Here is a 19,358-nt window from a genome sequence, read left to right as displayed (position 1 = left end):
ACCTCTCTGACTTTTATGATGCTTTAATTGCCAACAAAAATCGGCAAAATCGCAAATAGGATAAATAGATTTATCCAAAGAGAAAAACAGCAGATGAGTCCAAAAACAAAGAGACTGACTTTCTTGGACAGCAAGGCCATCAAAATAGACAGAATACCAAAAACTAGCAAGACTTTCTGTATGCTGAAGAGGTCAATCTTTCCCCCCAGAATCGGACTGCCCCAAGGAAGAAAGAAGAAAGCAATCCAGATCAACAGAACTAAACCAATATAGACCTTAGAATAGCGTGTAATAAATGATTTTAGATGTGCCATAAGCCACCTCCTAGGATTGTATATCCTTTAAATATTGTATGTGTCCATTTTCGACAACTAATACATCTGTACAAAGGTCTGAAATATCTTCCGATATGTGTGACGTCAGGATAACCAGACCATTTTCTTTTTTCAGGTAAGATAAAATGACCTGTTTGGTTAACCTCACACTCTTCTCATCCAAAGCATTCATGGGTTCATCGAGAAAGAGTATAGATGGTTCGGCAATAAAGGCTTGAATCAAAGCTATTTTTTGCTTTGTTCCTAAGGATAAATGACGGTACTCAACGTCTTCAAATTCCTGTAAATCATAATATTGGATCCAATCGGCAATTCTTTTTTCCGTAACTTTAGATGAAAAATACCTTAACAGTTCCAAATTTTCTCTAAGGGATAAATGAGATAGAAACTCTACCTTTTCAATTAAAATCCCTGCATCCTGAATATAATGATTTTTTATCCCGTAGACTTTCCCGTCTTGAAGAACTTTTCCTTTATCAAGCTTAATATAACCAGCAAGTATCTTTAAAAGAACTGTCTTACCAGATCCATTATCACCTTTAAGACCATAAATATTTCCTGATTGAAAGACCAGATTTAACTCATTTAAAATAGGTCTTTTCCCATAAATTTTCTGTCCATTTATAATTTCAAGTCTCATCGTTTATCCTTTCTTAAATTTCTCTTCCAAGCGACTAACAATCAAGATAACTAATAAACTTAAGAGTACTAAATACACTGTTACAATATGATCCATCATCCATTCTTGTCCCACAAATGCTAAAAAATAGAGAAAAAAGGAAAAACCAGCGCCCGCACTAATAAGTGCTATCAGATAAGACAGTAGTAAGTACAAGATCATTAACTGAGCAAGTAAAAAGAAAAGTGCGACTGTTTTGAAATGAATTCCTAGAGGAAGTAAACCAAGGAACCAGACAAATAAATCTTGAGTAAAAAATTTAGAAATGACAACCAATCGTTTCCTTGTATAATCGAAAAAGGAGGTTGATTGATAGCGGATCAAGTGATGGTAATGGTCTGCCAAATCAGTTTCAAGTAAAATGACAGAGAGCCATCCTACCATGAAAAGCGAAAGATTTAACAAGAGTTTGGGGATTTCTAAATTCGCTTCAGAATAGTCATTATAGGAAAAGATTGAAATCAATTCCCTCTTGAAAAAGAGAAAAACATCCTGCTTTTGAACCGCTATTGACAATAGATAGTTAATCAAAATCATCATCAGAACTATACGAAGTAGTAAAACGATCTTTCTCTTTAGCCAAATATTGTTAAAGTTCTTAAACATTATCTTCATATTTTTTAAGTACCATATAGGGGACAATATAAAGGATATAAGGAGTAAAGAGTCTCATCAAACTTACATCCCCATAGCTAGCTTGCATCAAACTCGTCATAGGAACCATATAGTATGGCAAGATACTATAGAGCATCATAGAACCAAGCCAAAGAAACATCAAATAGGCAATTGCCGAACGAGTCACATTCCCTAAATAATCAACTATTTTAAAAAAATAGACTGCATTGATGAAAATACCGATTAGTAGGACACAAGTAAAGAACAAATAGCTTGTTATCTCTCCATCTAGGAGTCTTTGTAAACTACTCCCATCAGAAAATAGAGAATTCCATTCAAGAGGAGAAAAAGTCCCAAAGAAATAAGTTAAAATTGCAATTATCAGCACAGTCACTAAATATATCACACAAGGGATACTTGCAAGTTGAAAAGTCAACTTTCTTTTTAACCCTTGATAACTCACTTCTCTTCCAATACTCAATCGTAAAACTTTATTTTTCAGCTCAATATATTGAAAACCTAGCAAAACAATGATGATTGGAATAATAAATGATTGATAAAAACCTAGATTGAACTGGAGAATACGAAAATCTAATGCTGATTTTAATAAGTCATTTTTAATTGCTTGTCCATCGAATTTAGCTAGATCGGGCGCATGAATATCAAAAAAGAAATAAGTCATCAAAACATCACGATAGACTAAAGCAAGAAAAAGCAAAGTAAGCAAGACATAAACAAATTTATGCCTTGCCAAAGTTAAGAGAGGAATCTTCATAAATTATACCTACTTTACTTAATTATGTATGGACTCTAATTTCTTTATCCCCAAAACCACGTTTCAAACCAGATAAGTTGAATCCAACTCCAAATCAAAGATATAATAAATCCAGAGTTTTTCGGTAAATTCTTCAAATATTTTTTAAAGCCCATGACTTTTTCCCTCCTTTTTGATATAATAATACCACCTTTTTCTACGTTTTTTATAAATGTAGAAAATATTCACATTTACCTAGGAGGAACAATATGAGATGGGATTATGGACAAATTTTTAAAGAAATTCGAAAGTCAAAAGGATTGACCCAACAAGATGTATGTGGACAAGTCATACATCGAACAACTCTAACAAATATTGAACACGGTAAAGTTATTCCCAGTTTTGAAAACATGGTATTTCTTCTTGAACAAATTGATATGAGCTTAGCAGAATTCAAGTATATATGCAACGAATACCATCCTAGTGAAAGGCGAGATATTATTGTAGAGAGCCAAAATCCGTCTACTTTTCAAGATACTAGAAAAATGGTTGAACTCACTGAGAAGTGTCAAAAATATCTTAAGACACATCACGATGTTCCTATTCAAAATATCTATCGTCATACAAAAATTGTCACAGAGTTACGAACTAAAGGATTCAAAAACAACCACGTCTTGAAAGATTTGTATGAAGAAATTTGGGACTATCTTGAACCTATGGATACATGGTACATTAGTGATTTGAAATTACTTGGAACCATTCTCTTTTTCTTTCCTTCTGAAAATCTTCCCCTTCTTATTGATAGAATTATGAAAACCATCGAGAAATATAAATACTTCCGAGAAACAAAAGTATTTTTATCATCTTTTTTAGCCAATCTCTCCACTGTATATTTTCAACATCATTTATTCAAAGAATGTGAAACAATCACCCTACAACTTTTGGTATTAGCAGAAGAATTAAAAATATACGATATTCTTGGATTTTCTCAAGTACGCTTGGGAATACTACAACATAACTCCGATTTGATTGATAAAGGAATAACCTTATTACGACTAACCAAAGAAGAGTCATTAGTTAAAATACTCGAAAAAGAAATTAATGATTTTTCAAACCTATAATTTATAATAATTCTTATCGTTTTATTGTAGTAGATTGGAATAGAATGTGAACGAATCAATCAGGGGATCTAAAGCATTTTATACCAATGTTTTATAAGTTGTATTGTATTATTCCATATTCAATCCACTATACAAGACGAACACTTCTCTCAGGTTTCACGATTAAAATAAAAACGACTGTATCTATAGCTCCATAAACAAATCATAGATACAGTCATTTTTTAGTTCCTACACCTTCCTTTATTCACGCCTTTAGACTTCCCTAGTTCTCGTCTCAAGCGAAGCATTTTTTTGAAACAGAAATAAGTTAACCTATTCAGACCAATAGCTAGCAGAATAAAAAGAAACCAAATGCCCCATAACTTGATATCTGTCAAATTTCTCAAGACGATATTGAAAAACAGAACTGAAACAACTGCCCAAGCAAGGCTAAAAAGAGCATAGAGGGGAATGTAAAACCAGTAAAAATAGTAAAAAATTGGGAAAAATTTACTTTCTCTATTATCCTTTTCAATCCAGCTGAAAAAGTAAAACCAGGGAAATAAGATTATAAATTTAAACAAATGTTTCATCGACACCTCCTTTTTGATAGCGTTTTCTATTATTTTATTATATCAAAAAAATCTGGAAATGTCATTCCAGATTCTACTTTTTTATTTACGCTTTCTTGCGATGAGATGGATTGGAGTTCCCTCAAAGACAAAGGCCTTGCGGATTTGATTTTCCAAGAAACGCAGGTAAGAAAAGTGCATAAGCTCTTCTTCGTTGACAAAGATAACAAAGGTTGGTGGTTTGGTTGCCACTTGGGTCGCGTAGAAAATCTTAAGACGTTTTCCTTTGTCTGTCGGTGTTGGGTTGATGGCAATGGCATCCATGATGACATCGTTCAAGACAGCTGATGGAATACGTGTGTTTTGACTTTCACTGATTTGCTTGATCATCTCAGGAAGTTTGTGGAGGCGTTGCTTGGTCAAAGCGGATACAAAGATAATCGGGGCGTAAGGCAAGTATTGGAACTGCTCACGGATATCTTCTTCCCAGTTTTTCATGGTGTGGTTGTCTTTTTCAAGTGTATCCCACTTGTTGACCACGATAATCATCCCTTTACCAGCTTCATGGGCAAAACCTGCGATACGCTTATCGTATTCACGGATGCCTTCTTCCGCATTGATGACCATCAAGACCACATCAGAGCGGTCAATAGCTCGCATGGCACGCATGACAGAGTATTTCTCAGTATTTTCATAAACCTTACCAGACTTACGCATACCAGCCGTATCAATCATAGTAAATTCTTGGCCATCTGTATCTGTAAAGTGGGTATCAATGGCATCACGTGTTGTTCCAGCAACAGGACTAGCAATAACACGGTCTTCTCCCAAGATAGCATTGATCAAGCTTGATTTTCCGACGTTAGGACGACCAATCAAACTAAACTTAATGACATCTGGGTTTTCTTCTTCATATTCATTTGGAAGATTTTCTACAATAGCATCTAGCACATCCCCTGTACCGATACCATGGACAGATGAGATAGGCAATGGTTCACCCAAACCGAGGGCATAGAAATCATAGATATCATTTCGCATCTCAGGGTTGTCCACCTTGTTAACCGCGAGGATAACTGGTTTGTGGGTCTTATAAAGCTTACGGGCTACGTATTCGTCCGCATCGGTAATTCCTTCCTTACCAGACACCACAAAGACGATAACATCAGCTTCTTCCATGGCAATTTCTGCCTGGTGCTTGATTTGTTCCATAAAAGGAGCATCGACATCATCAATTCCTCCTGTATCAATCATGCTAAAAGAACGATTGAGCCACTCACCCGTTGCATAAATACGGTCACGTGTCACTCCTTCGACATCTTCTACAATGGAGATTCGCTCACCAGCGATCCGATTAAATAGGGTTGATTTCCCAACATTGGGACGTCCTACAATGGCAATAGTTGGTAGGGCCATAATTTCTCACTTTCTACAATAACTTCTTCTGTTCAAGATTTTTTCTAGTTGAGCTTGGTTCAGCTTGACCAAACTGTTCTGCTAGGCGCTGACTCCAGCTTGTGGTCGCACGCGCCCCAGCATAGTCAGCCTGTACACGGTCATAAGCCTCAATCACATCAACTGTTTGTTCCTGATATTCTTCCTCAAAGACAACATTCTCCAGTGGTAGTCTTGGCTTCACATCATGATGTTGATTTGGCACACCTAGTGCCATCCCAAAGACAGGATAGGTGTAGTCAGGCAGGTTAAAAAGTTCTGCAACTTCTTCTGACTTGTAACGCACCAAGCCAATAATGACACCACCATAGCCCAAGCTTTCAGCTGCCAGCAGGGCATTTTGACCAGCAAGAGCTGCATCGACCGAACTAATCAAGAGACTTTCTACACCTTGAGGTTGGAAGGTATCAGTATGAAGTTGGGCTCCCTTTTCTGCTCGGTTCAAGTCTCCGACAAAGAGGAGGAAAACAGCTGACTGACGAATGGCTTCTTGAGGTACCAATTCATACAAGGCATCTTTCTTCTCTTGACTTCGTACCACAATCACAGAGTAGGATTGGAAATTCTTCCAAGACGAGGCCATTTGGGCCGCTGTCAGGATTTCAGTCAAGTCTTCCTGAGGAAGGATTTGCTCCTTAAATCTTCGAACAGACTTATGAGCTTTCATCAGTTTAATCGTTTCTGTCATCGACGGTTTACTCCTTCTAAACGAGTCTCCTCAGCCAAATAACGGATGCGTTCCATGACCCGTCTGGCTTCCCAGGTTTCGTCATTTCCATTCTTCCCTTTAGCAAAATGCTTCTCCAAATCTTCAAAGTTGAAGTTGGATGTGAAAAAGGTCGGTAAATTTTCCTGCATCCGATATTGGAGAATGACCTGCAGGATTTCGTCACGCACCCAAGCTGTTGATTGCTCGGCACCAATATCATCTAAAATCAGGACTTCAGACAGTTTAATCTCATCTACCAAGGTCTTGACATTACCATCACTAATAGCATTTTTGACATCAATGACAAAGCTAGGATAGTGGAGAAGAGTGGAGGAAACACCACGTTTTTCTGATAAATCATGAGCTAAGGCAGCCACCATGAAACTTTTACCCACACCAAAGTCTCCATACAAGTAAAGACCTTTTCGAATAGCTGGATATTGCTCCACGAATGCTAATAACTTTTCAAAAACTGGTAAGCGCCCCAAATCATCCAAGTCTACTTGAGCCAAACTAGCTTTCCTGAGACTGGCTGGCAGATTGATTAACTTGAGACGGTTCTTAATAGCCGCTTCTTTTTCCGCCGCAATTAGTTCAGGAGTTTCTTCATAAGAAACGTCCGCATAGCCATGATTCATGACTAGTATAGGCTTGTAGCCTTTGGCAATATAATCCGTATCACCACGAAGAAACTTATCACGCTCGGTGATGTACTGATTAAACTTGGAGATACTGCGTTTCAATTCCTCTGGAGTCAAGGATTCTTGCTGGATAAAGGCCGCAACATCAGGGTCCTTCATGATTTTCTGAACCAAATCTTGATAATGAAAACGGCTAGGTTGACGTTTGAGCACGTCTCCGACACTTTCCATCTAATCTCCTCCTTTTTCTAATCGAGCTAATAGTTCTTGTTTCTTACGTTCTAGTTCCAGACGAGTTTCCTCGCTGGTTTCATTCTTATAATCTGGATTGCTCCACTTGGGTACATTGGACTTGGTAGGACTCGGTTTACTAGCCTTTTGAGCCTGATTCTTCTGCCCTCTCTCACGGATGCGCAAGACTGCCTCTTCTGCCGAATGTATCTTTTGATAGGCATAGTCATTGGCCACTTTCATGGCATATTTCTCATTGATGTTTGCTGAATCCACCTTATTAAAGGTCAATAAGAGAATGATATTGATGACTTCGTCCAGCAAGCCCAAGCCAGCCATCTGTTGCAAGAGTTCTCTTTCTGTTTGGGTAATGGTTCCCTTACGTGTTTGCTTGATTTCTGCCAAGAACTGCAGGGCAGTTTTACTTTTTGCTTCCTTGATAATGGTTGCTTCCTTAGGACTAAAATCAGAAGAAATCGGTTTTTGAGCGATTTTTTCCCGCATGCGTTTGGTTGAAATGACCTGGGAAACAGCTGTTGACTTAGCCAATTGATAGGTCTCAAACCAAGTCCATTTCTTCTCCTCGGCAATGGCAAAGAGGTTTAAGACATCGGACTGCTCATCCGCAAAGCGAAGGCCATCTCTAGCCATAAGCTGACGAAAATGGTCCAAGTCAAAATCGTTGGCCACTTTCTTCTTGAGACTAAGGTCTTCTTGACTTCCCAGTTCTTCCAAATCTGGAAAGACTTGATTGAGCGAGATAGGTATTTCTTCTCCCTCAGCACTCTCAACTTTCAAATCCTCCACAGCTGCATCGCCAATCTTTTTTTCCAAGAGTCTACGATAAACAGGGTGTTCCAAAAAATCCTGACTCGAAAGAGGAGCATGGAGGGCTAGCTGATAAACTTCCCCCTTTTGATAGAGGGTCAAGAGATTGAAAGCAGATAGGATTTTCAGGGCTTTTATCAATCTATCCATTCCAAAATTGAGATGGTTGAGAATACTTGAAAAGAGGTATTCCTTTCTGCCATTATCCCAAAAACTGATTGTATAAAGATAAAGGCTCAGTGCCTCCTGACCGATAATCGGGAGGTAGCACTGTACCAGAGATGAGGTATCTTGCGACACCCGATTATTCTTTAGATAAGAAAAACGGTCAATTGGCTTCATTTATCTTTCCTTTTTCTTTTTAGAGGACTGGGTGATTTGTTGGAGTAAGCTCTCTAACTCACTGACATCCTTAAAACTACGATAGACACTGGCAAAACGTACATAGGTAATCTCATCCAATTCAGCCAACTCCTCCATGACGAGTGAACCAATGTCCTCACTTTGAATTTCGTTTTCATTTCGACCACGGAGTTTCTGTTCGATACGATTGACTACCATGTTGATTTCATCACTTGACACAGGACGTTTCTGGGCTGAGCGGATAATCCCATTAAAGATTTTATCTCTGGAGAATTGTTCCCGTGTGCCATCTTTTTTAACAACCACTAAGGTTCTTTCTTCTACTCGTTCGTAGGTTGTAAAACGGTGCTGGCATTCATCGCACTCACGTCTTCTACGAATAGTGTTCCCTTCTTCTGCTTGGCGACTATCGATAACACTTGACTTGGTAGCCCCACATTTTGGACAACGCATCCTTTCCCTCCTTATCGTTTTCTTTTCATTATACCATTTTTTAAACGATTCCCAAAACAATTCTTCTTTTTGCTTGACAAGTTTTTTGTTTTGTTGTATTATTTAATTAAGACAAATAGATAAAAAGAAAGGAGACCAAGATGTCCTGGACATTTGACAACAAAAAACCCATCTATTTACAGATTATGGAGAAAATCAAGCTTCAGATTGTTTCCCATACACTGGAACCCAATCAACAACTTCCGACCGTGAGAGAGCTAGCTAGCGAGGCAGGGGTCAATCCAAACACCATCCAAAGAGCCTTGTCAGACCTCGAACGAGAAGGATTTGTCTACAGCAAGCGCACAACTGGACGATTCGTAACTGAGGATAAGGAGCTAATCGCCCAATCGCGCAAACAATTATCGGAAGAAGAATTGGAACACTTCGTTTCCTCCATGACCCATTTTGGCTATGAAAAAGAAGAACTACCAGGCGTAGTCGGCGATTATATTAAAGGAGTTTAAGCCTATGTCATTATTAGCATTTGAAAATGTATCCAAATCTTATGGAGCAACACCAGCCCTTGAAAATGTTTCCCTTGAGATCCCAGCTGGAAAAATTGTTGGTCTCCTTGGCCCAAACGGCTCAGGAAAAACAACCCTGATTAAACTAATCAATGCCCTCTTGCAACCAGATCAAGGACGCGTCCTTATCAACGACATGGACCCAAGTCCAGCAACCAAGGCCATCGTAGCTTATTTGCCAGATACAACCTATCTCAATGAGCAAATGAAGGTCAAAGAAGCCCTAACCTACTTCAAGACCTTCTATAAAGATTTTAATCTTGAACGCGCCCATCATCTGCTTGCAGACCTAGGCATTGATGAAAATAGTCGTCTCAAGAAACTATCAAAAGGAAACAAGGAAAAGGTACAACTGATTTTGGTTATGAGCCGTGATGCTCGCCTCTATGTTCTGGACGAACCCATTGGTGGGGTGGACCCAGCAGCCCGTGATTATATCCTCAATACCATCATCAACAACTACTCACCAACTTCTACCGTTTTGATTTCTACCCACTTGATTTCAGATATCGAGCCAATCTTGGATGAAATTGTCTTCCTCAAAGACGGAAAAGTCGTTCGTCAAGGCAATGTAGACGATATTCGCTATGAGTCGGGTGAATCCATTGACCAACTCTTCCGTCAGGAATTTAAGGCCTAAGCAAAGGAGATTATTTATGTTTTGGAATTTAGTTCGCTACGAATTTAAAAATGTTAACAAGTGGTATTTAGCCCTCTACGCAGCCGTGCTAGTCCTTTCTGCCCTTATCGGGATACAAGCACAGACCTATAACAATCTGCCTGTCAAAGAAAGTCAACCTACTATGCTACTTTTTCTAGCCCTCGTCTTTGGTGGCTTGATGATTACACTTGGGATTTCAACTCTTTTCTTAATCATTAAACGCTTTAAAGGCAGTGTCTATGACCGACAAGGCTATCTGACTTTGACCTTGCCAGTTTCTGAACACCATATCATCACAACCAAACTAATCGGTGCCTTTATCTGGTCGTTGATTAGCACTGCTGTCCTAGCTCTAAGTGCTGTTATTATTGTGACCATAACGGCTTCAGAATGGATCCCTCTTTCTTATGTGATTACATTTGTAGAAACACATCTCCCTCAGATCTTTCTTACAGGTATATCCTTCCTACTAAATACCATTTCCAGTATACTCTGCATCTACTTGGCTATTTCCATTGGACAGCTTTTCAATGAATACCGTACAGCACTCGCTGTTGCAGCCTACATTGGTATCCAAATCGTCATTGGATTTATTGAACTTTCCTTCAATCTTAGTTCTAATTTCTATGTCAATTCACTTGTAGGACTCAATGACCATTTCTATATGGGAGCAAGTATAAGTATTGTTGAAGAACTCATTTTCATAGCTATCTTTTACCTCGGAACCTACTATATCTTGAGAAACAAGGTTAATTTGCAATAGTTTTAAAGTCTAGCGACAATAACTCGCTAGACTTTTTTCGTTCTCAGGACTTACATTTTTATATGAAGTATTTAACAAAAAGGAGTATAATGACTTTAAAACTGATTACATGTATATTGATAAGGAGGTTAAGTCTTTATGCTGAGAAGATTTGTTACTAAGAAACACCTCTTACTTTACTTCTTTTCTATTGCCATTACTTGGCTGGAAGCAATTATCACACCAGCCCTTGTTCAAAATATTGTTGCTAGTTTTACCAATCAAGAACTAGGCCTTCTTTGGAAAGTTTTGATTTTAGGAATCCTTGGTAATCTCATCCTCTTACTGGGTTTAGCTGGGAAACGCTATTACTACGCTCGTTTGATTACTGATTTCAAATATGGAATCAAGAGTGCTATTTTCAAGCGATTTTTAAACAGTTATGAGATTGATGAAAAGGATATTTTGTCCAACCTAGAAAACGACGTCAAGCAACTAGAAGAAAGCTATATTGAGCCAACGGTTATCATCATTTCTTCTCTTGGCTTCACAACTGTGTCCATTCTCTATGCCCTATGGACCAATTTTTACTTGGGCTTGATTTTCATCCTCTTCTACTCCTTTCCTGTACTCTGCAGTGCGATCGGATCAAAGCGTTTGGATTCACTTTCTGAAAAGCGGTCCACTGTTAACCAGAGCTACTTAGCAAGCTTGACAAATTTTATTGGCGGTAGCCAACAAATTCGCCATTATCATGGGCAAGACTACTTTTTTGCTCGCTATCAAAAGCAATTACAAACCAGTCTAGATGCCGAAATCAACTATGAAAAACAACGCACTTTAAACAGTCTCTTGATCAATAGCATCGATGCCTTTTGTTCTGTCACACCAATCGTCATCGGTGGATTTATGACCTACTATAATTATTTAGATGCGGCGAGTTTTGTGGCCATCTATCTAGTTTCCCATAATATCGGCTATCAATTTCAAGAGCTAGCCTACTTTACCAACACCCGAAAAGCGAATCGAACTCTTCTCAACAAATACCAAAAACTTTTGGGCCAGTCTAACTTCATCTCGCCTAGAAGCATAGAAAATATTTTCCCTATCCAGCTTAACACCATCTCCCTAGAAAAAGATGGGAATATCCTCCTGTCTCCGATTTCCATGCACATCAAGCAAGGAGAAAAAATCGCCATTATCGGGGAAAGTGGCTCTGGTAAAACAACCCTGCTCAATATCATTCATAGAGAAGAGACACCAACAAGTGGACAGATTAGCTTTGCTGGTCAAAACCTGTCACGTAAAGAAATCACAAGCTTTAGTTCCTATATCCTCCAAGATAGCCATTACTTTGACACGCTATCTCTGGACGACAATATCCTTCTAGGACTGGATAAAAAAGAAGAAATTTTAACTCACATCCTCAAAAAAACAGGATTAGAACATTTGAAAAATCGAACACTTAGCAATGACAGTCTATCTGGTGGCGAGAAACAACGCCTTGAAATCGCCCGCGCCCTCTACCATGATAGCCAACTCATCTTAGCAGATGAAATCAAGGCCAATCTTGACTCGGAAAATAGCAGAAAAATTAGCGACTTGCTCTTCTCCCTACCTCAAACAGTCATTGAAGTCATTCACCACTACACAGAAGAGGACTTAAAGCACTATGACCAAGTCATTCACTTAAGCAAAGAAAAGTAGTATTCTTCGAAAATCGCTTCAAACTATGTCAGTTTGACCTACAAACCCAACACTTTGCTTTGAGCAACATGCAGCTGACTTTCTAGTTTGTTCTTTAATTTTCATTATCCCTTGTGCATTTCCTTGAAATTTTCTGAAAAAAGAGTAAACTGGTATTCAAGAAGTCTATTTCGTGGAGTTTAGGATGAAATTATATGTTCAATTAATGATTCTCTTTGTGATTTCTCTAATCGGAGAGGGGATCTCTAGTTTCTTTCATTTGCCCATACCAGGCAGTATTATCGGTTTGATTATTCTCTTTCTAGCCCTGCAGTTCAAGTGGCTGAGAACCAGACATGTCAACATGGTTGGGAATTTCTTGCTGGCCAATATGACCATTCTCTTTTTACCGCCAGCAGTGGGAATCATGGAGAAGTTTGATGTGATTGCTCCCTATCTTTTGCCCATTGTTTTGATTGTCTTTTTTGCAGCAGTCATCAATATTATCCTTATTGCCTTGGTGGTTCAGTTTATCAAGAGACGATTTGAGGGAGATTATGAGAAAGGAGATGCCAAATGAGTGAATTTGTTTCCAATCCCCTGTTCGGGCTTGCCCTATCTATCCTAGCTTATCTAGTGGGAATGCTGATTTACAGACGTTTTCCCCATCCATTGACAACTCCCCTGCTTTTGTCGGCTATTTTTATCATTATTTTTCTTAAGGTGACAGGTATTTCTTACCAAGATTACTACCAAGGTGGGGTTTATCTGAACAACTTGATTGTTCCATCGACCGTGGCTCTAGGGATTCCCCTTTATAAAAGTTTTCATTTGATGAAGCACCATGCACGAAGTATTCTCTTAGGTAGTCTGCTAGCGGTAGTGGTTAATACCTCTTTCACAGCTCTTGTAGCTAAGATTTTTGGCATGGACTTTTTCCTAGCCATTTCTCTCTTTCCTAAGTCAGTAACAACCGCCATGGCAGTAGGAATTACAGAAAAATTGCAAGGTCTGACGACCGTGACCTTGGTGGTTGTAGTGGCGACTGGGATTTTAACCAGTGTCATCGGACCAACCCTTTTGAAGTGGTTGAAAATTGACGATCCAGTAGCTGTTGGTCTTTCCCTTGGAGGAACAGGCCATGCAGTCGGAACAGGGACAGCCTTCCGATACGGCTCTGTAGCAGGAGCTATGGGTGGTTTGGCTATCGGTGTCACTGGTATTCTCTATGTCTTTGTCAGCCCTATCGTAGCCAGTTTGATATTGAGTTAATACTCTTCGAAAATCTCTTCAAACCGCGTCAACGTCGCCTCGCCGTAGGTATGGTTACTGACTTCGTCAGTTCTATCCACAACCTCAAAACACTGTTTTGAGCAACCTGCGGCTAGTTTCCTAGTTTTCTCTTTGATTTTCATTGAGTATAAAAAGCAAGGAATTCGAGCAATCTCATTATGGTAGTGATATGGGGGTCTAACTTCTCATATTTATACATTTCTCCAATCAGTTAGTTGATTACAATCGAGATTTTCTATACTCTCCTTATAAGATTTTCGCATAAGATGAGACAGCACACGCTGAAGACGTCTATGTTATTTAGATTTAATGCAATCTTTTAAAAGAGTTTTGATAATCTATATTTCTTATTTAGTTTAGTTGATTTCATATCACTTCATATCACTATACTATAATGCTTATCCAAATGATTACACTATCAAAATACCCTATTATTAGATGCTTACGAAACAGATTTTTATACTCTTCAAACCACGTCAGCTTGTCCTTAGTGTGTATATGTTACTGACTTGGTCAGTTCCTAAACCTCAAAACATAGTTTCGAAGATCCTTCCGCTAACTTCCCAGTCTGATTTCCATTGAATATTAAAGATACTTTATCACATAAAGAGGCTGGATGAAAAGTCTTCACAATCAAAAAACGCATACTATCAGGTCTTGAAAAATCCTGGTAGTATGCGTTTTTTGTGAGCTGACTTATTTCCTTTCACTATATCGCAAAATGAAATAAGAACGGAAAACGATGGGATTTTGGAATTCAAATCAATTTATAAGAATGTTTTAGAAGCAATATTATCCTATTCCAGATTCAGTTCACTATACAATCAAGTTTTCAAGTAACCTATTTACATAATGTGTAAGTAATTAGGTTCGTGATTCCACTCTTTTCATCTCTAAAAAACCTCGCTTTCGCGAGGCTCTTCTATTTATAAGCTAAGGCACGTTTAAAGGTTTTCCAGATTCCTAAATCATCTGTTTGCAGAACGAGACTAGCATACATGCGTCCGATAAATCCTGTTGCTACCACCGCAAAAATCACTGTAATAGCTAGCGAAATCCATGCTTCTGCTCCCCCTGCATAGCCATTAATGGTTCTAAATGGCATGAAGAAGGTCGAAATAAAGGGAATATAAGAACCAATCTTCAAGATGAGATTGTCACCAGCTGCACCCAGAGCTGTCACTCCAAAAAAACCACCCATAATCAAAATCATCAAAGGCGACAAGGCTTTTCCTGCGTCCTCCGGACGAGAAACCATAGAACCTAGAAAGGCCGCCAAGACGACGTACATAAAGAGACTAACCAAAATAAAGAGCAAGGTATTCAGTGAGAAAGCATCTCCCAAGTGATCTAAAACACCAGACTGAGCCAAGAATGGCAAATCTTTAAATAACAGAATGGCAGCGATACCACCTACAACATAAATCCCAATATGCGTTAAAATCACTAGAAATAGAGCCATCATCCGCGCATAGAAATAGTGACTTGCCCTTATGCTAGAAAAAACGACTTCCATAATTTTGGTGCCTTTTTCACTGGCAACTTCCTGAGCCGTCACACCCGCATAGGTAATCAGAATCATATAAAGAAAGAATCCTAAGGCGCCTGCTGCAATTGTTTGAATAAACTTTTTATTTTCCTTGGCTTCATCAATCTTTTCTGTGAATTGAACTGTCTGCGCTAAGCGTTTTTCCTGCTCTTGAGACAAGGAGGCCGTTGAACGATTAAGCTGATTTTGCAGCTCATTGAGTGTACCTGTAACTGCAAATTTAATTCCATTTTCAAGCGATGTTTCGCCATGATAAACTGCCTTTAGAACACTATCTTCTTGATCAATAGTCAAATAGCCTTTTAATTTTTCATCTTTAATCGCTTCTTTGGCACTTGCTTCGTCTTTATAGTCAAAGTTAATACCATTTACATTCTTCAGTCCTTCTGCCACAGATGGCACTGTTGTCACTACTGCCACTTTATTATTTTTAGCCATTGAAGAGCCTTGAAGATGCCCAATTCCTACAAAGATTCCTAAAAAGAGGAACGGCGAAATCACCATAAAGAAGAAACTCCACGATTTGACATGTCGAAGATAGGTTTCCTTGATTACAACCCACATATTTCTCATACTTCCACCCCTGATTCTAGTTTAAAGATTTCATCGATTGTCGGCGCTTGTTGGTCAAAGGTTGCGATATATTGCCCCTGAGTCAAGATTGGGAAGAGTTCCCTTCCAGCGCTCTCATCCTCCAAAATCAATTTCCAACTGCCTTGTTTGGTCAAGCTCACCTGTTTAACATGAGGAAGTTTTTCCAGTTCTTCCTTGCTTCGTTCACTTGCAACAAAGAGACGCGTTTTCCCGTATTGATTGCGGACATCCTGAACTGGTCCATGCAAGACCACACGGCCATCTCGGATCATGAGAATATCGTCACAAAGTTCCTCGACGTTGGTCATAACATGGTCAGAAAAGATAATGGTTGCCCCACGTTCTTTTTCCTGAAAGATGACTTGCTTGAGCAATTCAGTATTGACTGGATCCAAGCCACTGAAAGGCTCATCCAAGATAATCAAGTCTGGTTCATGAATCAGAGTAATAATAAGCTGAATCTTCTGCTGATTTCCTTTTGACAGACTCTTGATTTTATCAGTCAGCTTCCCTTTCACTTCCAACTTCTTCATCCATTGAGGGAGTTTTTCCTTGACCTCCTTGGCATCCATACCTTTTAGAGTCGCCAAATAGCGAACTTGTTCAAGAACTGTCAATTTAGGCATGAGACTGCGTTCTTCAGGCAGATAGCCAATCCGAGTGTAGGTCTCCTGACGAATATCCTGATTATCAAGACTAATTTCTCCTTGATATTCTAAAAACTTCAAAATACTGTGGAAAATCGTTGTCTTCCCAGCACCATTTTTTCCGACTAGTCCCAAAATACGACCTGGTCGCGCTTGAAAGTCAATACCAAACAAAACTTGCTTGGATCCAAAACTTTTCTCTAGACTTCTTACTTCTAGCATCTTTAACCTCCGAAATTTCTTTCACTCATTATACTCTTTTTTGATAGCCTTTACAATGATTTCTGTCCATTTTTAGAAGACTAATGCTATGTAAAATATGGCATGGAGCGTTTTTAGTGATAAATCCATTATACAGTAGCAAACTTAATTTATCCACTCTGCTCCTCAACTGTCTATTTTTGATCCTGAATTGTTATTTGAGTAACTCCTTTTTCCCCATAAAGTTCTCTTCCTCTAAAACTTCTGGAAAAAAGCGAATAATTTCTTGACAACATTTTTTATAAGAAACAAGTTCATCTGTCATTTCAAGAAGGAGTAATCCTTTATCTACTAATGGACGGAACGGAATTCAACCGCCTGTCCGATATGTTTTCTAAGGAACATATCTACTATGCACATCCCTATACCTCTTGGGAAAGGGGAACTAATGAGAATCACAACAGGCTTATTCGTAGATGGTTACCTAAGCCTAAGGGAACTAAGAAAACGACTCCCAAAGAAATCGCATTCATCGAAAAATGGATTAACAACTATCCTAAAAAATGCTTGAACTACAAGTCGCCTAGAGAAGACTTCTGGATGGCTAACTTGAACTCGAAATTTAGCAATAATTCATTCACCATCTAACTATATTTAGTAATTATTTCAGAACTGATTCATATTAAAATTAACTAACGATTCAAAGGATTCATACTAGACATAAATTACATCCATCAGATAGAGACCCTTATTATTTTTAGATTTTAGCTTTTCTAGCTTCAGAATACATCTAAACTTTAGGGAATATGACTATTCGAAAGCTCGAATGCATCAAAATTATCTCAGATAAGCTATTCGAAACTTAGAATGCTTTTAAATTTATGTAATTGCGATTATTCTAAACCTAGAATACATGTAAACTTTAGGGAACGGACCTATTCTAAGTCTCGAAGGACTATTCACTATCCATTCCTCATCAAAAACACTCATTCCCCCTTTCTCCTCCAAAATATGGTATAGTAGAAATATACTATCTATGAGGAGTTTACATGTCACAGGATAAACAAATGAAAGCTGTTTCTCCCCTTCTGCAGCAAGTTATCAATATCTCATCGATTGTCGGTGGGGTTGGGAGTTTGATTTTCTGTATTTGGGCTTATCAGGCTGGGATTTTACAGTCTAAGGAAACCCTCTCTGCCTTTATCCAGCAGGCAGGCATCTGGGGGCCACCCCTCTTTATCTTTTTACAGATTTTACAAACGGTCGTCCCTATCATTCCTGGGGCCTTGACCTCGGTAGCTGGGGTCTTTATCTACGGTCACATCATCGGGACAATCTACAACTATATCGGTATCGTGATTGGCTGTGCCATTATCTTTTATCTGGTGCGCCTCTATGGGGCTGCCTTTGTCCAGTCTGTCGTCAGCAAGCGCACCTATGACAAGTATATCGGTTGGTTAGATAAGGGCAATCGTTTTGACCGTTTCTTTATCTTTATGATGATTTGGCCCATTAGTCCAGCTGACTTTCTCTGTATGCTGGCTGCCCTGACCAAGATGACCTTCAAACGCTATATGATTATCATCATTCTGACCAAGCCCTTTACCCTCGTGGTTTATACCTACGGTCTGACCTATATTATCGACTTCTTCTGGCAAATGCTTTGACACATAAAAAATCCGTTTGGTTTCCCAAGCGGATTTTGTGCTTTATTTTGAAACTTCTTTTGCAAGGACAAAGTTTCCAAGAGTAGCAGAACCATTTCCTGCGACTGCTGGCGTCACGATGTAGTCACGCACATCAGGTACTGGTAAGTAACCATTTAGAAGAGATGTAAATTTCTCACGGACACGGTCCAGCATGTGTTGTTGAGCCATAACCCCTCCACCAAAGACAATCACGTCTGGGCGGAAAGTCACTGTCGCATTGACCGCAGCTTGAGCGATATAGTAGGCTTGGACATCCCAAACAGGGTTGTTGAGTTCAATGTTTTCCCCACGAACACCTGTACGAGCTTCCAAACTTGGACCAGCTGCATAGCCTTCCAGACATCCCTTATGGAAAGGACAAACACCGTTGAATTCTTTTTCAATATCCATTGGGTGTCTAGCAACATAGTAGTGACCCATCTCAGGGTGACCCACACCGCCGATAAACTCACCACGTTGGATGACACCTGCACCGATACCTGTACCGATTGTGTAGTAAACCAAGTTTTCGATACGACCACCAGCATTGTTACGGGCAACCACTTCACCATAGGCAGAGCTGTTTACGTCTGTAGTGAAGTACATTGGCACGTTGAGGGCGCGACGAAGGGCACCAAGCAAGTCCACATTTGCCCAGTTTGGTTTTGGAGTCGTTGTGATAAAGCCATAAGTTTTTGAGTTTTTATCAATATCAATCGGACCAAATGAACCAACTGCAAGACCAGCAAGGTTGTCGAATTTTGAGAAGAACTCAATGGTTTTATCGATTGTTTCGATTGGAGTTGTTGTTGGAAATTGTGTTTTTTCTACAACGTTAAAGTTTTCATCACCGACAGCACAGACAAACTTTGTACCGCCCGCTTCCAAGCTTCCATATAATTTTGTCATGATAAACCTCTTGTTTTTATTTTCTTTATTATAGCATATTTCGAAAGGCTAAATTTCTCTATTTTTTAGATTTTCCTCTGTAAATCTTAC

The 19,358-nt window shown here is 39.0% G+C and carries 22 protein-coding genes and 1 pseudogene; 9 read left to right on the top strand and 14 right to left on the bottom strand.

Going from position 1 to position 19,358, the window contains the following annotated elements:
• Nucleotides 1-23 precede the first annotated feature (23 nt).
• From DSY56_RS03540 to DSY56_RS03525, 4 genes are read right to left on the bottom strand one after another with little or no spacing between them, the layout of a single operon-like run.
• Nucleotides 24-314 (bottom strand): hypothetical protein, encoded by a 291-nt coding sequence (locus tag DSY56_RS03540; protein WP_000940698.1) that lies wholly within the window; start codon nucleotides 312-314, stop codon nucleotides 24-26.
• Nucleotides 315-324: 10 nt separating this feature from the next.
• On the bottom strand, nucleotides 325-975 hold the full coding sequence (locus DSY56_RS03535) for an ABC transporter ATP-binding protein (RefSeq protein ID WP_112443884.1): 651 nt from the start codon (nucleotides 973-975) through the stop codon (nucleotides 325-327).
• Between the two features lie 3 nt (nucleotides 976-978).
• On the bottom strand, nucleotides 979-1,620 hold the full coding sequence (locus tag DSY56_RS03530) for a hypothetical protein (RefSeq protein ID WP_050252790.1): 642 nt from the start codon (nucleotides 1,618-1,620) through the stop codon (nucleotides 979-981).
• Entirely contained in the window at nucleotides 1,613-2,404 is a 792-nt protein-coding gene (locus DSY56_RS03525; protein ID WP_000701267.1) for a hypothetical protein, read from the bottom strand. The genes DSY56_RS03530 and DSY56_RS03525 overlap by 8 nt, the downstream gene beginning before the upstream one ends.
• Before the next feature lie 248 nt (nucleotides 2,405-2,652).
• Here DSY56_RS03525 and rgg1518 point away from each other — a divergent pair, with 248 nt between their 5' ends.
• A complete protein-coding gene (gene rgg1518, locus DSY56_RS03520) occupies nucleotides 2,653-3,504 on the top strand; it encodes an Rgg/GadR/MutR family transcriptional regulator Rgg1518 (RefSeq protein ID WP_050973728.1) in 852 nt (283 codons plus the stop codon).
• A 221-nt stretch (nucleotides 3,505-3,725) separates the two neighbouring features.
• Here rgg1518 and DSY56_RS03515 read toward each other — a convergent pair whose 3' ends face one another.
• The 6 genes from DSY56_RS03515 to nrdR form a co-directional block, all read right to left on the bottom strand.
• A complete protein-coding gene (locus DSY56_RS03515; RefSeq protein WP_054367326.1) occupies nucleotides 3,726-4,076 on the bottom strand; it encodes a hypothetical protein in 351 nt (116 codons plus the stop codon).
• Nucleotides 4,077-4,157: 81 nt separating this feature from the next.
• Nucleotides 4,158-5,468: a ribosome biogenesis GTPase Der gene (gene der / locus DSY56_RS03510; RefSeq protein ID WP_001207696.1), complete on the bottom strand. Its 1,311-nt coding sequence runs from the start codon at nucleotides 5,466-5,468 to the stop codon at nucleotides 4,158-4,160.
• A gap of 13 nt (nucleotides 5,469-5,481) precedes the next feature.
• The gene (locus DSY56_RS03505; protein WP_112443883.1) at nucleotides 5,482-6,195 is read right to left on the bottom strand and encodes an NADPH-dependent oxidoreductase; all 714 of its coding nucleotides are present in this window, start codon (nucleotides 6,193-6,195) and stop codon (nucleotides 5,482-5,484) included.
• Nucleotides 6,192-7,088, bottom strand: a complete 897-nt coding sequence (gene dnaI, locus DSY56_RS03500) for a primosomal protein DnaI (protein WP_112443882.1) — start codon at nucleotides 7,086-7,088, stop codon at nucleotides 6,192-6,194. The genes DSY56_RS03505 and dnaI overlap by 4 nt, the downstream gene beginning before the upstream one ends.
• Complete coding sequence (locus DSY56_RS03495; protein ID WP_112443881.1) at nucleotides 7,089-8,258, bottom strand: DnaD domain protein; 1,170 nt, start codon at nucleotides 8,256-8,258, stop codon at nucleotides 7,089-7,091. It lies immediately after the preceding gene.
• Nucleotides 8,259-8,732, bottom strand: a complete 474-nt coding sequence (gene nrdR, locus DSY56_RS03490; protein ID WP_001203672.1) for a transcriptional regulator NrdR — start codon at nucleotides 8,730-8,732, stop codon at nucleotides 8,259-8,261.
• A 140-nt stretch (nucleotides 8,733-8,872) separates the two neighbouring features.
• Here nrdR and DSY56_RS03485 point away from each other — a divergent pair, with 140 nt between their 5' ends.
• The 6 genes from DSY56_RS03485 (at nucleotide 8,873) to DSY56_RS03460 (ending at nucleotide 13,659) form a co-directional block, all read left to right on the top strand.
• Nucleotides 8,873-9,238: a GntR family transcriptional regulator gene (locus tag DSY56_RS03485; protein ID WP_000119149.1), complete on the top strand. Its 366-nt coding sequence runs from the start codon at nucleotides 8,873-8,875 to the stop codon at nucleotides 9,236-9,238.
• 4 nt (nucleotides 9,239-9,242) lie between these two features.
• The gene (locus DSY56_RS03480; RefSeq protein WP_112443880.1) at nucleotides 9,243-9,938 is read left to right on the top strand and encodes an ABC transporter ATP-binding protein; all 696 of its coding nucleotides are present in this window, start codon (nucleotides 9,243-9,245) and stop codon (nucleotides 9,936-9,938) included.
• A gap of 16 nt (nucleotides 9,939-9,954) precedes the next feature.
• Nucleotides 9,955-10,722 (top strand): hypothetical protein, encoded by a 768-nt coding sequence (locus DSY56_RS03475; protein WP_112443879.1) that lies wholly within the window; start codon nucleotides 9,955-9,957, stop codon nucleotides 10,720-10,722.
• A gap of 138 nt (nucleotides 10,723-10,860) precedes the next feature.
• Entirely contained in the window at nucleotides 10,861-12,408 is a 1,548-nt protein-coding gene (gggC, locus tag DSY56_RS03470; RefSeq protein WP_112443878.1) for a streptosactin export ABC transporter GggC, read from the top strand.
• A gap of 184 nt (nucleotides 12,409-12,592) precedes the next feature.
• On the top strand, nucleotides 12,593-12,967 hold the full coding sequence (locus tag DSY56_RS03465) for a CidA/LrgA family protein (RefSeq protein ID WP_000781325.1): 375 nt from the start codon (nucleotides 12,593-12,595) through the stop codon (nucleotides 12,965-12,967).
• Nucleotides 12,964-13,659, top strand: a complete 696-nt coding sequence (locus tag DSY56_RS03460) for an LrgB family protein (RefSeq protein ID WP_112443877.1) — start codon at nucleotides 12,964-12,966, stop codon at nucleotides 13,657-13,659. The genes DSY56_RS03465 and DSY56_RS03460 overlap by 4 nt, the downstream gene beginning before the upstream one ends.
• On the opposite strand, the gene DSY56_RS12255 is transcribed toward DSY56_RS03460, so the two are convergent.
• The 3 genes from DSY56_RS12255 to DSY56_RS03450 form a co-directional block, all read right to left on the bottom strand.
• The gene (locus DSY56_RS12255) at nucleotides 13,656-13,802 is read right to left on the bottom strand and encodes a hypothetical protein (RefSeq protein ID WP_225904800.1); all 147 of its coding nucleotides are present in this window, start codon (nucleotides 13,800-13,802) and stop codon (nucleotides 13,656-13,658) included. The genes DSY56_RS03460 and DSY56_RS12255 overlap by 4 nt on opposite strands.
• Nucleotides 13,803-14,602: 800 nt before the next feature.
• A complete protein-coding gene (locus tag DSY56_RS03455; RefSeq protein ID WP_112443876.1) occupies nucleotides 14,603-15,802 on the bottom strand; it encodes an ABC transporter permease in 1,200 nt (399 codons plus the stop codon).
• Nucleotides 15,799-16,692 carry an ABC transporter ATP-binding protein gene (locus DSY56_RS03450; RefSeq protein WP_112443875.1) on the bottom strand — a complete coding sequence of 298 codons (894 nt, stop codon included), beginning with the start codon at nucleotides 16,690-16,692 and terminating at the stop codon, nucleotides 15,799-15,801. The genes DSY56_RS03455 and DSY56_RS03450 overlap by 4 nt, the downstream gene beginning before the upstream one ends.
• 336 nt (nucleotides 16,693-17,028) lie before the next feature.
• Here DSY56_RS03450 and DSY56_RS03440 point away from each other — a divergent pair.
• Nucleotides 17,029-17,319 (top strand): annotated as a pseudogene (locus tag DSY56_RS03440) (IS30 family transposase); the annotation flags it as partial.
• 401 nt (nucleotides 17,320-17,720) lie between these two features.
• Nucleotides 17,721-18,338 carry a TVP38/TMEM64 family protein gene (locus DSY56_RS03435; RefSeq protein ID WP_049511033.1) on the top strand — a complete coding sequence of 206 codons (618 nt, stop codon included), beginning with the start codon at nucleotides 17,721-17,723 and terminating at the stop codon, nucleotides 18,336-18,338.
• 42 nt (nucleotides 18,339-18,380) lie between these two features.
• On the opposite strand, the gene scrK is transcribed toward DSY56_RS03435, so the two are convergent.
• Nucleotides 18,381-19,268, bottom strand: a complete 888-nt coding sequence (scrK, locus tag DSY56_RS03430; protein WP_000164316.1) for a fructokinase ScrK — start codon at nucleotides 19,266-19,268, stop codon at nucleotides 18,381-18,383.
• Nucleotides 19,269-19,358 lie beyond the last annotated feature (90 nt).

The organism is Streptococcus sp. 596553 (assembly GCF_900411395.1).
In the GTDB taxonomy this organism is placed as follows: Bacteria; Bacillota; Bacilli; order Lactobacillales; family Streptococcaceae; genus Streptococcus; species Streptococcus mitis_BA.
The sequence above is the reverse complement of the archived record's forward strand: the minus strand, read 5'-3'. Positions and strand labels throughout refer to the sequence as shown.